This is a genomic window from Pontibacter rufus (genome assembly GCF_015694705.1).
In the GTDB taxonomy this organism is placed as follows: domain Bacteria; phylum Bacteroidota; class Bacteroidia; order Cytophagales; family Hymenobacteraceae; genus Pontibacter; species Pontibacter rufus.
The window spans coordinates 87,013-107,126 of record NZ_JADQDR010000010.1; the positions used below are offsets into that span (position 1 = coordinate 87,013).

Annotated in this window: 14 protein-coding genes; 1 reads left to right on the top strand and 13 read right to left on the bottom strand. The window is 47.1% G+C overall.

Annotation, left to right across the window (positions count from 1 at the left end; all coding sequences use genetic code 11):
- Positions 1-46 precede the first annotated feature (46 nt).
- From I2I11_RS16550 to I2I11_RS16595, 10 genes are all read right to left on the bottom strand, one after another.
- A complete protein-coding gene (locus tag I2I11_RS16550; protein WP_196268854.1) occupies positions 47-826 on the bottom strand; it encodes an L-fucose dehydrogenase in 780 nt (259 codons plus the stop codon).
- Between the two features lie 16 nt (positions 827-842).
- Positions 843-1,673 (bottom strand): amidohydrolase family protein, encoded by an 831-nt coding sequence (locus I2I11_RS16555; protein ID WP_196268855.1) that lies wholly within the window; start codon positions 1,671-1,673, stop codon positions 843-845.
- Positions 1,663-2,517 (bottom strand): fumarylacetoacetate hydrolase family protein, encoded by an 855-nt coding sequence (locus I2I11_RS16560; protein WP_196268856.1) that lies wholly within the window; start codon positions 2,515-2,517, stop codon positions 1,663-1,665. Before I2I11_RS16560 ends, I2I11_RS16555 begins: the two co-directional genes overlap by 11 nt.
- Before the next feature lie 101 nt (positions 2,518-2,618).
- Positions 2,619-3,383, bottom strand: coding sequence for an SDR family NAD(P)-dependent oxidoreductase (locus I2I11_RS16565; RefSeq protein WP_196268857.1), 765 nt, complete (start codon positions 3,381-3,383; stop codon positions 2,619-2,621).
- 166 nt (positions 3,384-3,549) lie between these two features.
- Positions 3,550-5,205 (bottom strand): UxaA family hydrolase, encoded by a 1,656-nt coding sequence (locus I2I11_RS16570; protein ID WP_196268858.1) that lies wholly within the window; start codon positions 5,203-5,205, stop codon positions 3,550-3,552.
- 83 nt (positions 5,206-5,288) lie between these two features.
- Complete coding sequence (locus tag I2I11_RS16575) at positions 5,289-5,612, bottom strand: L-rhamnose mutarotase (protein WP_230680369.1); 324 nt, start codon at positions 5,610-5,612, stop codon at positions 5,289-5,291.
- A gap of 45 nt (positions 5,613-5,657) precedes the next feature.
- Positions 5,658-7,142, bottom strand: coding sequence for an alpha-L-fucosidase (locus tag I2I11_RS16580; protein ID WP_196268859.1), 1,485 nt, complete (start codon positions 7,140-7,142; stop codon positions 5,658-5,660).
- Between the two features lie 132 nt (positions 7,143-7,274).
- Positions 7,275-8,726, bottom strand: coding sequence for an alpha-L-fucosidase (locus tag I2I11_RS16585; protein WP_196268860.1), 1,452 nt, complete (start codon positions 8,724-8,726; stop codon positions 7,275-7,277).
- A 420-nt stretch (positions 8,727-9,146) separates the two neighbouring features.
- Positions 9,147-10,826 carry an amidohydrolase family protein gene (locus I2I11_RS16590; protein WP_196268861.1) on the bottom strand — a complete coding sequence of 560 codons (1,680 nt, stop codon included), beginning with the start codon at positions 10,824-10,826 and terminating at the stop codon, positions 9,147-9,149.
- Positions 10,827-10,886: 60 nt separating this feature from the next.
- Entirely contained in the window at positions 10,887-12,875 is a 1,989-nt protein-coding gene (locus I2I11_RS16595; protein WP_196268862.1) for an adenylate/guanylate cyclase domain-containing protein, read from the bottom strand.
- 604 nt (positions 12,876-13,479) lie between these two features.
- Here I2I11_RS16595 and I2I11_RS16600 point away from each other — a divergent pair.
- The gene (locus I2I11_RS16600; RefSeq protein ID WP_196268863.1) at positions 13,480-14,646 is read left to right on the top strand and encodes a Pycsar system effector family protein; all 1,167 of its coding nucleotides are present in this window, start codon (positions 13,480-13,482) and stop codon (positions 14,644-14,646) included.
- A 194-nt stretch (positions 14,647-14,840) separates the two neighbouring features.
- Here I2I11_RS16600 and I2I11_RS16605 read toward each other — a convergent pair whose 3' ends face one another.
- The 3 genes from I2I11_RS16605 to I2I11_RS16615 all read right to left on the bottom strand — a co-directional run bounded on the left by I2I11_RS16605 (position 14,841) and on the right by I2I11_RS16615 (position 19,781).
- Positions 14,841-18,227, bottom strand: coding sequence for a sensor histidine kinase (locus tag I2I11_RS16605; protein ID WP_196268864.1), 3,387 nt, complete (start codon positions 18,225-18,227; stop codon positions 14,841-14,843).
- A 133-nt stretch (positions 18,228-18,360) separates the two neighbouring features.
- A complete protein-coding gene (locus I2I11_RS16610) occupies positions 18,361-19,407 on the bottom strand; it encodes an adenylate/guanylate cyclase domain-containing protein (RefSeq protein WP_196268865.1) in 1,047 nt (348 codons plus the stop codon).
- Complete coding sequence (locus I2I11_RS16615) at positions 19,404-19,781, bottom strand: response regulator (protein ID WP_196268866.1); 378 nt, start codon at positions 19,779-19,781, stop codon at positions 19,404-19,406. The genes I2I11_RS16610 and I2I11_RS16615 overlap by 4 nt, the downstream gene beginning before the upstream one ends.
- Positions 19,782-20,114: the final 333 nt, after the last annotated feature.

Genomic DNA, 20,114 nt, shown 5'->3' on the forward strand with positions numbered 1-20,114 from the left:
AAACCTGCTAACATCATGCTGCAGGTTTTTTGAATATTGTTAGGGATTACAAAGCCCGGTCGAGATGCACATAGCCGCCATCCACATGAATGAGCTGCCCGGTGGTATGGCTGGAGCGGGAAGAGAGCAGGAAAGCCACCGCATTGGCTATCTCATCACAGGTTGTCATCCGCTTTTCCAGTGGTATTCTGTCGGTTATTACCTTAAGCCTGCCTGCCGGATCCTCAAACGTATTTATCCAGGATGCATACTGGGGCGTCCAAGCTTCGGCTACAATTACGGCGTTTACCCTGATGCTGTGGGGCAACAATTCTACAGCCCATTCGCGCGTTAAGGCATTGCGGGCACCATTAGAAGCAGCATACCCTGATGTGCCGCCCTGCCCGGTTTCTGCTGTTTTGGAGCTGATATTCACAATGGCACCCTTTGATTGCCGGAGGGCAGGCAAAGCATAATGTGCCATCAGGTAATAATGCACCACACTGTTGTGGAGCGAAGCTACAAAGGCATCATAGCTGCCGTTTTCCAGGCTTACACCATCGTTTAAACCGGCATTGTTTACCAACCCGTCAATTCTGCCGCACTTCTGCATTACCTCCTGAATCGCTTTTTTACATGCCTCCGGATCAGTCAGTTCCGCTATAACCTGCAGGGCATCACCTCCCGCGGCCTTTACTTCAGTAACTACTTTCTGGTTATCCTGTTCATTCCGGCCCACTATTACAGGTATGGCGCCTTCGGCAGCCAGTACTTTAACGATCCCCTCGCCAATGCCCTTTGCCCCGCCTGTAACAACAATTACTTTACCTTTTAGCTCTAAGTCCATGTTATTGGTTTCTGTATCAAGACAAGTGATAGAAGCTGGCAGCATTACGGCCGAAGAGTTTCGCCTGCTCTGCCTGGCTAAAAGAAGAAAAATAGTCCGTAACAATGCCCAGCATCTCTTCGTAAGTCGCCGCCAGCAGGCACACGGGCCAGTCAGAACCATACAGGAGCCGTTCCGTCCCGAATGTATCCACCAGGGTATCCAGGTAGCGCGAAAAGTCCTCCTTTTTCCAACCTTTCCAGTTTGCCTCTGTAACCATACCCGATACTTTGCAATACACATTTTCGTATCCGGCAAAAGCCCTGATGCGCTGCTTCCAGGCATCATACCCATTGTCTTTGATGCGCGGTTTAGCCAGGTGGTCAATTACAAATGGCTGATCAGGAAAGGCAGCCACAAATGACTGTGTATACGCCAGCTGGTCCGGGAAAATAAGGATGTCGTAAGTATAGCCATACCTGGCCAGTTTCCGGATGCCATTTTTAAATTCAGGTTCAAGCATCAGCGCCTTGTTGCTGTGCCCCTGTAACACATACCGGAAACCTTTCAACTTATCAAACCGGCTGTAATACGCCAGCGTGTCTTCTATATCTGCTGCCTGCAGCTCTATCCAGCCCACGACGCCTTTGATAAAATCATGCTGCTGCGCCAGTTCCAGCAAAAATTCATTTTCGGTTTCCGGCTCGGCAGACTGCACGAGCACACACCCGTCGAAACCATTCTGCTGCAACAGCGGCTGTAAATCTTCCGGAAGAAAATCTTTCCGGATAGCTGGCATTTCTTCTGTTATCCAGTTATCCCGCACCGGATCGAACTTCCAGAAGTGTTGGTGTGCATCAATCTTCATAGGCTTTAACCGTTTGTGTGGCTGTGCCTAGCCCATCTATGCCTAATGTCACCACATCGCCTTCTTTCAGGTATACCTGCGGATGCATGCCCAGGCCTACGCCGGCCGGTGTGCCTGTCGTAATCAGATCACCGGGCAGCAGCGTCATAAACTGGCTCAGGTATGAAATTAGAAACGGTACTTTGAAGATGAGATTCGCCGTGGTGCCGTCCTGCATCATGTTATCGTTTACAGTGAGCCACAGCCGCAGATTGTTTATATCACCCAGTTCGTCGGGCGTTACCAGATAAGGGCCTACGGGTGCAAACGTGTCGTTGCTTTTTCCCTTTACCCATTGTCCGCCCCGCTCCAGTTGAAAGGCGCGTTCACTGTAGTCGTTGTGCAGCGCGTAACCGGCTACATACGCCAAAGCATCTTCTTCCGAAACATAGCTCGCCTTTTTACCGATTATCACGGCAAGCTCTACCTCCCAGTCCAGCTTCTCTGCATTTTTAGGAATGATGACGTCATCATTGGGGCCGCATAGGGCCGAGGTTGCTTTAAAAAACACGATAGGTTCCTGCGGAATGGCTGCATTAGTTTCTTTGGCATGATCGGCGTAGTTTAACCCTATGCAGATAATTTTGGACGGACGGGCAATGGCCGGGCCAAAACGAACACCGGCTGGGATCTGCGGCAGCTGTTCTTTGTGTTGCTGAACATAGCTTTTCAGCCGCTCTAAACCATTGTGTTGGAAGAACTGCTCATTATAATCTTCACCGAAAGCCGACACATCATACTGTACATCGTTATGAACCACACCGGCTTTTTCCTGCCCCGGCTCACCAAATCTGAATAGTTTCATACTTTATTTTCAGGTTTAAAAGGAATAAGGAATAATATACAGCAGGGAAACAAAGCTGCCCCTGCCGGAACTGTAAATCTTATGCTCTGATCTTTTGCTGCTTAGTTATTTAATTTGATAAAGCCGCCATCAATCGGGTAATCGCAGCCTGTAATAAAACCTGCCTCGTCGGAGCATAAAAACAAGGCCAGTGCCGCCACCTCTTCCGGTTTGGCCATGCGCCCGATAGGTTGAGTTTTCGATAGTTTTTCAAACATCTCGTCTTCCTTTCCAGGATAATTCTTTGCTATAAAACCATCTACAAATGGCGTATGCACGCGGGCCGGCGAAACACTGTTGCACCTGATATTTGAACTCAGATAATCTTTTGCAACCGATAAAGTCATAGCATGCATGGCACCTTTGCTCATAGAATAAGCAAAACGATCGGGGATGCCCACCTGAGCGGCAATGGACGATAAGTTCAGAATGGCTCCTCCCCCATTTTCTTTCATGTGCAGCACAGCGGCCTGCAGGCAATTGTAAGCGCCTTTTACATTAACCTGGTAAATCCTGTCCATGTCTTCCTCGGTGGTATGCTCCAGGCTGCCCACATGGGCTATGCCAGCGTTATTTACCAGTATGTCTACCTTCGGAACTGCATCAAACACCGCCTTAACCTCTGCCTGTTTGCTTACATCACATTTATGGACGTGCGCCATGCCGCCGGCTGCCTGTATTTCGGCAAGTGTTTCCTGTGCTGCTTCTTCGCGCAGTTCCAGCACATGCACCTCAGCGCCCTGCTTTGCAAAAACAATAGAAATAGCTTTCCCGATACCGCTCCCGCCGCCGGTAATAACAACTTTCTTTCCTGTCAGATCAAACATGTTTGTTCGTTTTAAATGATTATACCGCCAGCATCAAAGTATAAAATACACTTTGCGCCAGACATAATTTCCAGATTTGCCGCTGAAAACTTTGTAAGGTATAAAAGCTTTTCTGAAAACTTCAAGTACAACTGTAAAAGGTAAGTACAAAAGTATGACGGGCGAACTAAAGAGAAACACCTCTTTTCCAGAAGATGAAATCATCCTGCCCTAACTCCATAGCCCTGGTATCAAATTTTCCGCTGGCCATATCGATTATATAGTCCAGTATCTCTTCACCAAACGCTTCAATCGTCTTTTCGCCGCTGATGATTGTGCCGGCGTTCAGATCGATGATATCGGGTAAGCGCTGTGCCAGGTTGGTGTTGGTCGCTATTTTCACAACCGGAGAAACAGGATTTCCGGTTGGCGTACCCAAACCTGTGGTAAAGAGTTGCAGGGTGCAGCCCGAACCGGCCAGTGCTGTGGTGCTTTCCACATCGTTGCCGGGCGTGCACAGCAGGGTTAATCCACTTTTGCGTACATACTGGGCATAGCCGAGCACATCCGTTACAGGCGAGGTGCCGCCTTTTTTTGCTGCTCCCGCCGATTTTATGGCATCCGTAATCAGGCCATCGCGGATGTTTCCGGGCGAGGGGTTCATGTCGAAACCGGAACCTACAGCCTGTGCCCGTGCCGCATACTCGCGCATGAGCAGGATAAAACGATCGGCTGTCTGCTCATCCACGCACCGGTTGATAAGTTCCTGCTCTACGCCGCAAAGCTCCGGAAACTCGCTCAGCAGGACTTTACCACCTAAAGCGGCTATTAGATCGGCTGCATATCCTACTGCCGGGTTTGCCGAGATACCCGAAAAGCCATCTGAACCACCGCACTCCACTCCTACTATCAACTTGTCTAAAGTGGCTGGCTGTCTTTCGCAGCGGTTAGCTTCGGCCATACCTGCAAAAGTCTGGAAAATGGCATCCGACAGCATTTTAAATTCCGATGCTGCTTTCTGTTGCTCAAAAATCAGAAGCGGTTTCGCAAAGGCAGTATCCCGCTCTTTTATTTTCTCCTGCAGTATGTCTACCTGTGCATGCTGGCATCCCAAGCTCAGCACCGTGATACCTGCCACATTGGGGTTAACGCAATAGCCCGCCAGCAAAGCGCATAGGTTATCTGCATCTTCGCGGGTGCCGCCGCAGCCACCATCATGTACTAAAAACTTAATGCCATCCACATTAGGGAAAAGCCGCTCTTTTGAAGTATGCGCATGCACTTCTTCTATCCTGAACTCCTGCAGGTCTTTGCTCTGCCGGTACAGGCTTGCCAGCGCGCGTACCTGTGCCTCATACTTGTTGGAAGAAGCATAGCCCAATTCCTTCAGAAAAGCCTCTTTCAGGGTTTCTACGTTCCGGTTTTCGCAGAATACCAGTGGCAGCACGAGCCAGTAATTGCGGATGCCCACCTGGCCGTCCGGCCGGTGATATCCGTTGAAGGTGCGCTGCGCCCATTTGCGCACATCCGGCGCCTGCCATACATAGTTTCCCGCTTTCTGAGAAAAATCTTCTGCCGCATGCTTCAGGTTTTCGGTAGAAATAAGGCTACCTGCCGGCAGGGAATGTGTGGTTTTGCCCACCAGCACTCCATACATATATACCGCATCACCTGCGGCCAGATCAGAAAGTGTAAATTTATGTTTCGCCGCTACATTATCTTTTAGCCTGAAGTCATTCCCATTAAAGAAAATGCTTTCTCCTGCTTTCAGATCCTGCAAAGCAACCAGCAGGTTGTCATGAGGGTGGATTTGCAGAAATGTTTGTTTCCCGGTTGCTATCATTATCAATCAATGATTTTGTAATATATTCTTCCTGTAAGTAAATTCTGGCAAGACATGGCAGAAGTATAAGCAGGTTTTCAGAGTTAAAATATCCTATCCATCAGCTGCCACTTTTCTCCGGCTGCCGTTCCTGGCAATGACTGCTGGTATTGCCACATCAGCTTCTCCCACTCCTGCACCACCGAGTTTGCTGCGTCCCGTTTCGCTTTCTGTTCAAAACTAAAGGTATCATTTACTTCCATTATCATAAACAGCCGGTTTTGCCAGCGGTAAATTTCCATGAGTTCAATCCCTGCATCTCTCATGCTTGCCAATACTTCCGGCCATACTGCCTGGTGGTAAGCTTCATATTCGGCTATCAAATCCGGATCTTCTTTTAAATCAAGCACAAAACAGTATCGCTTCATCTTTATGCGCCAGGATAATTTTTACTTTTTGACAGTAGCATTCATTTAATAAACCTCAACAGCGGAAATCACCGGACTGGCTTTGGAGCTCTCAATTTTTATCCTGATTTTGTTTGTTGTAACCGGATTCTCTAACTGTAATATCCGTTTATAGCCGATGGTCTCTGCATTGGCTATGGTTTTCCATTCATCGTCCTGCCATGCTTCCACTGAGAAACTTTTTACCCGCTGGCCCAGCTTAATGTATTCCTGCAACAGCACGTATTTTACAGGCTGTACCCGGCCCAAATCAATTTCAAGGCTGCCGCTGGTTACCTCATCATCTGTAGCCCAGTAGGTGTTTTTGTCCCCATCGGTTACATTGCCGGCCGCGTAGGTTTTGTCATTGCCCCTGAAGCTGTCAGCATTTACTTTAGCGTTTTTGGTCAGATTCGTTTTAAAGGTTTCATCCAGCATTTTCCGCCATCCTTTCAGTGCCGCTACATCCTTTTCGTTGATGAGGCCACGCTTGTCGGGCGGTACGTTGAGCAACAGGGTAGAACCGCGCCCTACCGAAGTCAGGTAAATCTGAAATAACTGCGCTGGCGTTTTAACCTTATCATCTTCTTCGGGATGATAAAACCAACCTGGCCGAATGGAAACGTCTACCTCTGCCGGAATCCATTTTTTGCCGTCTTCGGAGCCTGTCGCCAGCAGATCTTCAATACCGGCTTTACCGGCATAAAGCGTATCGCTGCTGATGGTATTCCAGTTCAGTTCGCCTGCCCGGCCCTTTTCGTTGCCTACCCAGCGTATGTCAGGACCGGCATCGCTAAAGAACAGCACCTTGGGCTCCGGCTGCAGTTCCCGCACCATGTTAAGAGTCGTAGGCCAATCGTAGTAAGTAGAACGGTCTATCTGCCGGACTTCCTTTGCGCCGCCATAGTATCCGTCGCCACCGTTGGCGCCGTCAAACCACATTTCGAAGATAGGGCCATAGTTCGTAAATATCTCCTTCAGCTGATTGCGGTAATAAGTGATGTAAGAGGGCTGGCCATAATCGGATCTGTTCCTGTCCCAGGGCGAGAGATAAACGCCAAACTTGAGCCCATAACGTTTGCAGGCATCTGATACCGCCTTTACAATATCGCCATTTCCGTTTTTATAAGGACTGTTCTTGATGGAGTGTTCCGTATACTTGCTGGGCCACAGCACGAAGCCGTCGTGGTGCTTGCAGGTAAGTATAACACCTTTAAACCCGGCCTCTTTTAAGGTCGATACCCATTGATCGGCATCCAGTTGCGTTGGGTTAAAGATGGAGGGACTTTCGTCGCCATACCCCCACTCTTTGCCTGTAAAGGTATTGGTGGTGAAATGGATAAAAGCATTCGTTTCCATTTCGTGCCAGGCCAGCTGTGCCTCCGATGGTACCGGCAGCACCGGCGCCGGTGGCGGCACCGAACCTGTGGTGACAGAAGGCACATTACCTGAACAGGAAAGCAGAAAGGCACTGAGAACGGATGCAAAAACTAAGGGTTTATACTTATTCATCTGGTGTAAGCTAGGGAAAATTCATTTAAGAATCCAGGTTTATACTTGTTTGTCTTGTTCTGCAGGCAACTTTATAAGTATAAGGCTGGGAATTTATACTTACAAACAATACTAGCCGGCAGAGCTCCTCAGCTATTTGCCTGCAGGGGTAAAAGCAAAAGCAAGCGCGGGGCGGGCTTTTCCGGCAGCAGTTACAGTGGCTGGCAGGAATACTTTTACCTTGTCGCCTTCCTGCACCCACTTTACCGTTTTGCTATTCTGCAACAGCTTCATTTTACTCCCTTTTTTTGGCAGATTTCCATGCCACTCCAATGTGGCGGGAACGGATTTATTTTCAGGAAGGCAGGCAATGGCGTAGCGTGTTCCCATCGGGTTCTGCGTAAAATAAATATTGCCGTCTTTGAAATTAGCGGTGGTACGTGTGTTGTAAATGGCCTCGCCGTTTGCGTCCATCCATTTACCGATTTCTGCCAGGCGCGCGATAGCTTCATCAGGCAGAGTGCCATCCGGTTTTGGGCCAACGCCCAGTAAAAGGCTGCCGCCTTTGGCTACTACCTCTACCAGCGAGTGAATAATTTTGGCAGAAGATTTATACTGATCGTTTGGCACGTAGCCCCAGTTGTTGGCCAGCGTCATGCAACTTTCCCACGGATTATCTAACTTATTTTCGGGTATGCGCTGCTCTGGTGTCTGGTAGTTTTCATAAGGGCCATGTACCGTCCGGTCTACAATCAGCAAGCCGGGCTGCGCCTGCCGGGCCATAGCCGCAATGCGCGGTATGTCGATATCCTGGCTCCAGGCCGGTATGGCGGCGCCCCAGGCACGCACCTCCTCGTTAACCGTTTCAAGCGGCCGCACCCAGCCACCATCCAGCCAGAGTATGTCCATATCGCCATACCCATGCATCAGCTCGCTTATCTGGTTATAGGTAAACTGCTTATATTTGTCCCAGCGCCATGGATTTTTGCGGATATCGTAGTTGTTGTTGCGGTCGGGTGTGGCGTATCTGGGCCACCAGTAATATTCTGAGTGCCAGTCCGGCTTCGAGAAATAGGCCCCAATCATAAACCCTTCTTTCCGGAAGGCATCAAACACGTATTTGGCCACGTTGGCGCGTGGATTATTTGCAAAGGGCCCATTGGTAATTTTAAAGTCCGATTCTTTCGTTTCAAACATATTAAAGCCGTCGTGGTGTTTGGTGGTAAACACCAGGTAACGCATCCCGGCTCCCTTCGCTGCGCTGGCCCACTGTTCCGGGTTAAAGTTTACCGGGTTAAATTGTTTGCTCAGCCCCCAGTACCACTTTTTATAATCATTATAGGCGATGGTGCTGTCGCGGTTTATCCAGTCTTCAGAGCAAAGTTCCCACGATTCGATGATACCGGGCACAGCATACAAGCCCCAGTGTATAATCATCCCGAATTTCTGATCCCGCCATTTTTCCAACTTCTGCTTCACCAAGGGATCTGTTGGTGCCTCGTACCCGGTAGACTGCGGGTGAACATTTTGCTGTGCCTGCGCCGGCAAAAGGAAACACATGCCCAACAGCGCAGCAAGGCCAGTCTTATAATATCGGTTTATCATAACAATATTTAATTGCAGGTACTATCTAAGGCTTGAACTAGGCTTTATTCCACCAAGCTACACTTTGTATGTCAGCCTGGCCAGCTATGTTCCTATAGAAAGCCAAACTGCTAAAATAGGAAAGTATAAGGACTTAAGTAAATGAACACGGACAAGAGATTGCAGGCAGGCAGTTTTTATTACTCGTTGATGCCTAACACTACAATTTTACTTTGAAGAAAGTTTGTTTTTGACGGATAAGCAGTGGGTTGCTTCCCTACCTGCTCCTGATGTAATCCGGCTACATTTATGTTGCAAGCAGGGGTTTAATTTAAAAGGCTGTAGTTTGCGTGAAGCCCGGAAATGTTCGTGCAGCCGGTTGATTTGTAGATGGCCCGTTATAACGATAAAGCCAGTGCCGGAAGTAACTTTCTGAAGGTCCTATCCCCACCATTCGCGGACAAAGCGCTCTCCGTTCTCGTATAACACCTTCCTAAGCACCTGTTTTACAGAAATTTCTCCACCTGCAGGCAACAGTTCGGGTGCATTAGCATGGGCATCAAGATAAGCTTTTTCTGCCGGGGGCAGGTATAGTTGCAGTTTCTGCTCAAACTCGGGCAGAGATTCAGCAGTGTCGACAGCTTCCAGCGAGTCAATCAGGCCATCATAGTCAGAACCCAGGCAAACATATTCCCAGCCATCTTTCCCATGCCGCTCATCTTCGGGCATCCTGTTTATCACAGCCACCACATGCAACATATTCAGGCAGAAAAGATAAAGTTCACGTTTGCGCCTGTCGGAAAAAAGACGCGACTGTTCTTCCGCAGGCTCTTCATCAGCGGGATCTACGGGAGGCAAGTTTTTATCCAGTTCAGGGAAAAGCTGAGCAAAATCTTTCCGCGACATGTAATCATAATCAGGTTGTAAATTTTTCCACATGTTTTCATACCCGAGAATTCTCGCATCCAGGCTGATGCCAATCAGGCCCCTGCTGCGTGCAATCTCTTCTATATCGTCATCGCACAAACCAACTGTGGCAGGATTGAAGGTCAGCTTTTTCCGGATAGTAGTGTGTGGTAAATCTGCGGCTTTTATGCGTGAGAGGCTTATGCGCACACTATGTTTATTTTCTCCCTCAATCCCATAAGTATTAATTAAATGCTTTAAGTCGATGCTGTTGTAACCTGTTACTCCCATATGTGTGGCAATAATGGGCCACCACGGCTCTCCATTGCTCTCTTTTGGTGGCTTAAAGCCATCCGGGCGACTGTTCAGCAAGAGCCTGCGGTAAGCATAAAAATTGCGGCGCCCCAACAGGCTCATGTGCTTGATATCAATTAAAATAGGGTATGCATTTTCCTTTGTATCTACGCAGGCCCGCACCACCTGCCTGCCCAGGCTAGTCAGGCCTTTTACCTGAGGCCTTGCCTCAGGCAGGTTATTAACCATTTTAAAAGCATAGGCATGGCTGCATAGTGGTTGCTCCGGTATATGAGACAGGTGGGTTAGAGTGAGATAAAGAAAATCAACGAAGGGATCAGTACGATAATCCATGACTATTGCGACAGGGTCAGATGCACCGGCCGGTTTATTAATGAATTTAGCGGAGAGATTGTGCCCGCCTTCTATGGCCAGAATAAGGTTTAATTTCCCCTGCTGCAGTTGGAGATCATCTCCTTTTTTACGGGAGAGCAGGTTGATGCAGTGCCGTAAATTATTTTGCCGGGCGACCCATTGATAAAAATCAAGCTCATTATTAAAAAGTTTCAGGTAACTTCCCAAACCATTCCGGATAAACTCGAAAAGCTTATTATCAAGCGGGGCAATTACATCGTTTCCATTACACTCCCATTCCAGAAGTTTTAATATGCCTTTTTTTGTGGCGAAAATATACTCAATGGCCACTATGTTGGCTACTCCTAACCTGATGCCTCCTGAAACAGCCTGCGTTATACATGCCTGACTATTAAGGATACGTCCAATCCTGTTATTTATCACCCCTCCAAGTGGCGGTAACAGAATGCGCTCGGTGCAATCCCTGTTCTGCCGTTCCTGGTCATCAAATTCAGTAAGCATTCTTTTACCAAGCGGATGAAAGTGGAAGTCGAAGTAAGCGGCCATCTGTGTCGGGATTAAATTTAAAACAAACAGCTGCCTCCGCTTTATGAGCCACAAAAGGAACTATGCAGGCAGCTTTTCCGGTGCGTCCATTTTATCTAACAGGGCCTGGTAGCGCGGATCAGCTCTGAGTGTGTCAGGAACCCAATGCTCATACTTCAGTGAAAGCAACATCGGGTCGTGTTCCCGATATCCTTTTTCCAGATATTTAAAGGCTTCATCCAGATTTTCATTGACCCAGCTGGCAGCGATTCCTATTACTGTACATACAATGTATTCCTTCAGGGATCGGGCTTTCAGATCCTCTAACAATAGCCTGCCTTTCTCATAATTCCCCATTTTGCAATAGGCCATAATGAGGCCGCCGTGCGAGAAATTATGCTTGTTCGACAGCTTCATGAGCTGTTCAAATATCTGCACCGCTTCATCGTATTGTTTCAGAAACAGGTAGGAGTAACCCTCATACAAGCGGCACAGGAAGGAGCTGGCATCCAGTTCCAGGCCGGCTTTACAAGTAGCAAGGGCTTCTTCGAACTTACCGGCTGTATGCAGGATCTGGGCATAAATACCATAAGAAATGGCGCTGAGGGGTTCGAGTTTAATAGCAATGCGCCCATGTTCTTCTGCCCTGGCAAAATCGCCTTTCATCCAGGTCAGATAATTTAAGCCATACCACAAATGTGCCTGTGCATAGCGCGGATTCAATTCTATTGATTTCAGGAAGTTCTTTTCTGCCTCTTTTTTATTCCATTCATAACAATAGTAGGTGCCCAGGGAGCAATAAGGCTCACAAAGCGAGGGATCTAGTTTTAAAGCCTGCTCTGCTGATTCTTTTGCTTTATACATGACCTGCTTTGGCGGTAACAGGCCATAAAGACCAGCCATCAGGTTGGCATCTGCGTAACCTGTATGTGCCAGCGCGAAGCCGGGGTCTAACTTTATTGCCTGCTGCAGGTATTTGATTCCGGTAATAATGGAAGCGCCCCGCCTGTTTACATAAAACCGGCCTTTCAGGTATAATTCATAGGCTTCGGTATTTTTCGTTGTGGGTTTTTTTATTCTGTTCCGGCTTTTCTCCATCAGGGTCACTTTCATCTTTTCTGTAATAGCATTCGCTATTTCATCCTGTATGGCAAAGATGTCATCCATACTTCTGTCATACTTCTCGGACCATAAATGAAAACCATCTTCAACCTTGATCAGCTGAATCGTAATCCGCAGCCGGTTGCCTTGTTTGCGCACGCTGCCCTCCAGCACAGTGCTGACACCCAGTTTCTCCCCGACTTCGCGCAGGTCTATATTCCTGCCACTAAACTGAAAAGATGAAGTACGGCCCGCAACTTTCAGATCTTTCAGATTAGAAAGTGAATTGATAATTTCTTCTGCTACGCCGTCACCAAAATATTGCTGCTCGGGGTCGTTACTCATATTCACGAGTGGCAGCACCGCTATACTTTTCGGAGGAAGCTTTGAAAATGTCCTTAAACCCTGTCTGTTTCTTCCTTCTGCTTCTTCTGTTTTTCCTTTTAAGGAATATGGAGCGGGCTTTACCAATCCCTCATGATCGAGTGCAAATACTTCTACCCTGCGTGCTATATTTTTTAAATGATACCTGCCTACAGAATAGGTCTTAAATTCAGGGTGGTTGACAATTTCTTCCTGTACCCTGTCCGACAGCAGCACACTGCCGGGCACACCCAACGATTCGATGCGGGAGGCGATATTAACCCCATCACCAAATAATTGCTCATCATCAAAAATAACATCGCCCATGTGCAGTCCTATCCGAACCGGAACTTTAGGTTCCTGCCGGAAAGCCTGCTGCATGGCTAACGCACATTCTACAGCTTCAACAGCGCTTTGAAAAATGCTCAGCGTGCCGTCGCCATAGTACTGAACAATGTGTCCGTTGCAGTGCTTGTGCTGGTCCTGTAAGACTTGGCGGTGGCGGTTTTTAAGCGTTATTGCTTGCTGCTCATTATGCTGCATAAGGGCACTATACCCTTCTATATCTGTGAACATGATGGCCGCAAGTTGGCGATGCTGACTCATAACATTTTTAGTAGAACTTATGCATACACAAATTACTTCAGGTATAAGAACAGGCGGAACCGGCTCCTTGCTTAAGGATTGCCACACTAACACTGAACTGAGGACGCGGTAAGGGCGGATTTGCGTCGGGATTGTATGTTTTGGATAATGCTTATTGTTATAAACGCATACTTTATACTTACGATAATGATGTAAAAAGAATAACGGCCATAAACGACTTATTACATAATATTGCTTTCCACAGGCAAAACACAGTGCAAAATTCAAGTATAAACCCGTATTCCTGAAACAATCTTCTATTTACGTGCCCTGAATAGCGCACCAATATGGTTATTTACTGCACCATTTAAATTTTTAAAGCTTCAGCTAATGTTTTATGATTAAGCGGCCTGGCTGTAAAAAAGGTTCTATACATAACATTAACTTCTATAGCTCAGCTAATAAAAAATAATAATAAACTTGACAATTGTTTGGAAATTCTTATTTTATAGCTTATTTTTCATTGTTTAATCTACCCCTCCTTACTTGTGTGCTAACCGGCTGATAAAGCCATTATAGTTTTAAATAAAGATCTGAATAACAGCAACTTTAATCGCAAAAGATCATGCTTAATGACGATATCCTGGAAAATGCACACATTTATGTGGAACATCAGTTGCCGGTGGCCGGCTTTGATTTACAACATACCAGAACGCTGGTTTCTGTGGCAGAAGTAATCGGCAGGCACTGTGAGTTGAATGATGACGATATGAAATTGCTGCTGCTGACAGCCTGGCTCCGCGATCTTTACTTCTCCGAATCCGGTGAATTGCTGGATGACAGTAAGCTTCAGTCTGTAAATGAATTTTTGGATAGCAGTGGCTTAACCAAACCGGAAATACTAAAAATACGCCAGAGTATAGCCGCTACCCGCTATCCGCAGCAACCGCAGGATACATTGGAGGAAGCGCTCTGTGATGCAGTGTCGAGTTTCCTGGCCTCTGATGATTACCTGCAGCAGGCAGAGCGGCGGGCTAAAACCACTCCCGACAGTAAAAGCGACCAATACGAATGGATGGACAGGCACAAACTGCTGCTGAAAAAGCATTATTATTTTACCAAGTATGCCAAGCGTGCTTTTTCTGCCGGCAAAGAAGCTAACCTGAGCCTGCTAAAGAAAAAGCGCAAAGACCTAAGCAAGGACAACGCCGAGGTGGAAGCGCTTTGGGAGGAAAACAAGAACCTGAAGAAGGATCTGAAAAAAGAAAAGGAACAGAAAGTAAGCAAAGGAATTGAGACCATGTTCCGGACCACCATGGCCAGCCACCTGCAGCTAAGCGTTATAGCCGATAACAAAGCGAATATGCTAATTTCCGTAAACGCTATTATCGCGTCTATCATGATTTCCTCATTTTTCAGCAAATTCCAGGATGTGCCGCACCTGATTGTGCCCTCTATCCTGCTGACAGTGGTATGTGTTGTCACGATTATTTTTGCCCTGCAGTCTACGCGTCCCAACATCAAGAACACACTGGTTCCGGAAGGCAAAATAGATTTGCTCTTTTTCGGGGACTTTGTGCAGCTAAATGCAGATACCTACCGCGATGGCATCAGAAATATTATGCGTGACCACAACCTGCTATACAACAGTATGGCCGATAATATTTACGTTCAAGGCAAGGTACTGTCGCGTAAGTACCGGCTCCTCAAACTATCTTATACAATCTTTGCGGTTGGCTTCGGTATCGTTTTGATCAGCTATATTGTAGCATGGCTGTTTTTCAGCAATTAGCCTGCCAAGCGCTGTATTATTGATTATTCCCTTCTCAGGGCAGCGAGCAGAAAGTATCGGCAGTAGCACAACTCTTATGCTGAATTAAGAAACCTGTAGCTTAATTCAGCGCGTCCGGCTTAACATTTATAATAAATACAAGCGAAGCTGTTGTACTTATTAAACATAAGCACAACAGCTTCTTTTATTATGTATCATATAGTAAGTAGAGGCGCAGGCGAAACAACCGTTACCGGCAGTTGAATTCTGAACTCTGCAAATTCCCCTTCCACTGATTCTACCAGTAACTCGCCGCCATGGCCTTTGGTAATGATGTCGTAACTAAGGGAAAGCCCCAGACCGGTGCCGTCGCCCGAAGGCTTGGTGGTAAAAAACGGCTGAAATATCTTGTTTCTTAACTTCTCCGGAATACCCATTCCATTATCCCGTACCTTTATTTCCACGTGCCCATTAACCCTGGACGTGCTTACTTCTACCTTTGGTTCATAGCTGTTCCCCTGCAGTTTCTGTTTCTGCAATACTGAATAAAAGGCATTGCTAAACAGGTTGAGCAACACACGCCCCAACTCCTGCGGCACCACAGCTACTTTGTCCAGGTTTTTATCATAATTTGTCTGCAGGCCGGCCCGAAATGCTTTATCTTTTGCTCGCAAGCCATGATAAGACAGTTGCAGGTATTCGTCGGCCAAAGCATTGATGTCGGTCAGTTCCTTCTGCCCGCTGCTGGATCGGGAATGCTGCAGCATGCCTTTTACAATGTTATCCGCCCGCTGGCCATGCGCCCTTATTTTCTCCAGGTTCTCCTTTAGCACCTCCATAACAGATTTTGCTTCATTTATCTCACCTGCCGAAAGCTCCTGCTGGGTTTCATCCACCAGTTCTTTGCTGACTTCAGCAAAGTTGTTGATAAAATTCAGCGGATTCTGAATTTCATGCGCAATACCGGCCGTCAGTTCTCCCAGAGAAGCCAGTTTTTCCTGCTGCACAAGCCGCGCCTGCGTTTGCTTGAGTTCCTTGTAGGCCCTTGCAATTTCGCGGGCCTGCGCCAGTTCCCGTTCCCTTGCGCGGTATCTTTCGATTTTTATCAGGCGCTGGCGCTGCCAGCGGTTAAATGTTACCACCACGGCTACAACTATCAGCAAATAGATGATATAAGCCCACCAGGTATTCCACCAAGGCGGGTCAACACGAACGGCTAATACTTTTTCTGACCAGACACCGTCACTACTGGAAGCCTTCACGCGAAAAGTATAATTCCCGGGCGGCACGTTATAGTAAGAGGCAGCACGCTCTTCACTGGCTACCCGCCAGTCATGATCATAATCTTCCAGTTTATACAGATATTTATTCTGCTCCGGATTTATAAAATGGATGCCGGTAAAATCAATGGCGAACACATTTTCGTTAGGGCCGAGCTTTATTGCTTTTGTTTCGTTTAGCGGCGCTTTCAGTGGACTGTTTTTTCCGGGCAGTACCGGTTCATCAAAAATGCGCAATCCGGTAAACGTAATAAGCGGCGGGTGCCTGTTTGGATGCCATGTTTGCGGAAAGAAAGCATAATACCCGGAAGTACTGCCGAAATAAAGCTTTCCGTCGCGGCCCTTATAGGCTCCTAGAAAAGTAAGCGCCTCCGGTGAGACGCCGTAAGGTGTACCAAGCAAGATCATATTATCCCGCTTGCTGTTAAGCTTCAGAAGCCCCTGCCGGGTGCCAAACCAAAGGTTCTGCTGGTTATCTTCCACAATGCTTCTGATGTTGACAGCTTCTTTATTCTGATTTAACTTAAAAGGTATAAAAGCATCCGCAGCCTTGTTGTAGTAAAAAATACCGGAAGATTCGGTTGCCACCCATATCCTGCTTTTAGAATCCTTAAAGATCTTAGAGATGTTGCTGCCGAGCAGGTATTTTCTGGATTTGCCGCTTTTGATGTTATACAGATTAATGCCTCCTGCATACCTGGTTCCTAACCATAAATAACCTTCCGGACCTTCCATGACAGAGGTTATCATGTTATGGCTAATGCTCCCGGCATCGTTGGGATTGCTTTGATGATGTATGAAAGTACCTTTGGCACGATTCATTTTATCCAGGCCAAAGCCGGTGGCTATCCAGAAATTATCATGCGCATCCTCCAGCATAGAAAAAATGGGGCCTGCACTTAAACTGGAAGGGTTCTTTTCATCATGCGTGTATCGGGTAAACGCCTCTGTTTTGGCGTTAAACTTATTAAGGTCGCCACTGGCATTACCCAACCAAAAGGCGCCATGGCGATCTTTATAAATACTGTAAACAGTGTCGCTGCTGATGCTGCTCGGATCAGCCGGATCATGGGAAAACTGTTTTATACTTCCACTCTTAAGATCTTTTTTCAATAAGCCTTCCGAGGTGCCTATCAGCATAAAACCGGCAGGGTCTTCGTAGAAGCTATACACATCCGTGTTGGTTGTATAATGCGGAATGCGGTGGCGGTGCGGGTCCAGGCGGAACAAATTCCCGTTAGCCGTGCCAAACCATAAACTTCCTTCCAGGGTGCTATAGGCTGCCCATATATTATTATCATCCAAGCCTGTAGCAGCAGCCGTACTTTTCTGGTATTGCTTTACTTTGCCGGTTGCAGGGTCATAGCGGTTTAATCCACTGTCGTATGTGCCAATCCAAATGGCGCCGGCATGATCTTCATGAATAATGTTAACTCCATCGTTTTGTTTCTCCTTGTCCACATAAGGCCGGCTGAGCTTTTCAGAATGCTGTGCATCATAAGGCAGTCGCTTGAAAACGCCTTTCTTCCGGTCCATCTGATGCAGCCCATCCCCGAAAGTACCTACCCAAAAGGTACCGCGGCTGTCTTCATAAATAGCCCTTACCCAGTTCGAGAACAAAGTATGCGGGTTATCCGGATCATGCATAAAGCGCTCGAAGGTGCCGGTTTTGGGGTTAAAGCGATTCAGCCCGCCTTCAGATGGTTTTGATTCCCAGGGGCTGCCGGTGCCTACCCAGATTGTTCCTTGCCGGTCCTGGTAGATAGCTCTTATTTTGTTATCACTTATACTTGCCGGATCAGTGTCCTTATGCCGGAAGTGTGTAAAAGTCCCTGTTTCCGGATGAAATAAGTTGAGGCCTTTGTGCGTACCAATCCAGATATTCCCTTCACGGTCCTCCAGCAACGCTGTTACCACATCGTCACTCAGGCTTCCGGGATCCCTGGGGTTGTGCCGGTAATGTATAAATTTTCCTGATTTTGGATCGAACCTGTCTAATCCCATTGACCAGACACCAATCCAAATAAAGCCCTTGTGATCAGCCATAACACACTCCAGGCGATTATCTGCCAGGGAATTGCTGTCGTATCGGTTATTGGTATATGCAACCTGCTGGTAGCCGTCGTAGCGGTACAGGCCGGTGTGGGTGGCAAGCCACAGAAAACCGTCCTTGTCCTGTGTGATACCGGCAATGAGTCCGAGCCCGTTATCCTGAACCAGAGGAACTTTAACGAAAGTTTGATCCTGTGCCTGGAGGCTTGTAACAGCCCCTATCCATACACACAAGAATCCAAAAACGCAGCTGGCTAAGTAATTCTGCATAACCTTTCGATTTAGTGGTGATCTTTATACTTTACCTGATGAGGGTTACTTCATAAAGTTAATTTGCTGTTAAATCCTGCCCAGGCTGGTGCCTGCACGGGCAATGGTTTCTGCTGGGGATGCCCATGCAGGTTTATTCCGTCACTTCGTATACTATTATGGGCGCAGTTTTATTTTTCAGTTTAACCTCGCCTATTTCGGCGCAACAGAACGATTCTTTGATCTGCTCATAGGCTTTGTGCGTTACAACAATTTGCCCGGGCTGGGCAATTGATTGCAGCCGTTGCGCTACGTTAACCGTGTCGCCAATTACAGTATAATCTAACCTGCGGAGCGAGGCCGAACCTATGTTTCCGGAAATTACTTCGCCGGAATTTATACCAATAGAAACCTCCGGCCTGAAAACTGAATTATCCGGCAGTGTTTCCTCAAAGGCTTTAAGCCGCTTCCGGATGGCCAGCGCTGCTTCAACACATCGGTCCAGGTGGTATTTATCCCGGAATACGGCCATCACGGCATCACCTAAAAATTTATCGACGCGCCCCTTCTGTTCAATAATTTCGTGTACCATCAGATCAAAAATCTTGTTCAGCAGGTTTACAACCGTATTGGCCGAAACATGCTCTGCAATGGCTGTAAAGCAGCAAATATCGACAAACATAATGCTGGCTTCCACTGCCTCGTTTACCAGCAGGCTGTTTTCAAATTCCTGATGTGTCATAAAATTCAGCACCGACTCATCCACATACATTTTCAGAATATTGTTTTCCTTAATGGCCTGCAGGGTTTTGCGCAGTTGCACCACATGTTCAATCGTTTTGGCAACAGTAAGATCCAAGTCATCAAAATCGATTGGTTTGCATACAAAGTCAAAAGCACCGCGGTTCATAGCCGTCCTGATATTTACCATATCGCCATAAGCCGACACAATTACTGTTTTAATGATGGGGCTGGCTTCCGGGAGTTTGCTTAGCAGGGTCAGCCCGTCCATTTCGGGCATGTTGATGTCACTTAAAACAACATCCACATCCGGGTGCTCTTTCAGTTTTGCCAATGCTTCTACTCCGTTCCGGGCAAAAACAAATTCATACACGTTTTCGCGTATTTTTTTCCGGAATTTCTGTTTGATGAGGAGTTCCATGTCTACCTCATCGTCTACCACAAGTATCTTTGCCATCAATAAGCAAGCGTTTTAAGTTTTTCTTTCAGGAGATTAAAGTCTAAAGGCTTGGTTAAAAAATCGTTTGCACCAAATTGCATGGCCTGCCTGTAATTTTCCTGATCATTGTAGGCCGTAATCATCATTATAAGTGGCGGCGGTGTGCCATACTTTTTTCGCAGCAGGCGGAGCAACTCCAGGCCGCTCATACCAGGCATGTTAATGTCCGATAAAATCAATACTACTTCAAAGGGATGCTGTTCTACATAGGTGTATGCTTCTTCGCCGGAGAGCGCAAACACAAATTCTACTGCCTTGTCACGAATTTCCCTGCGGAAGCGCTGCTCAAAAAGCGGCTGTACGTCGGTTTCGTCATCAACTACAAGTATCTTCATGCTATGCCGATTTAGTGATTTGTCTTGTACCCTGGTACAGGAATAATAAACCCAACATGCTCATATATAAGCTACTGTATTATCTTGATCAAAATGCAGCGGAATAATTGGCTGCAGCCGGTGAAAGTCTGATTAACGAAAACCTGGCTTCAACTAAATTTTCAGGCTGCTTCATGTTTATGAATAATATTGCTGCAAGTATGGTATGCCACCTGTATCATCTTTAATGCCGCAGGTAGCAGGAGAAACGGCAAAAAGAAAGCCACAGCTCTACCTGGAAATTGGATCAGAGAAAACAGGCTGTTAAGGTGCACCCTGCCCTGCCTGCTAACC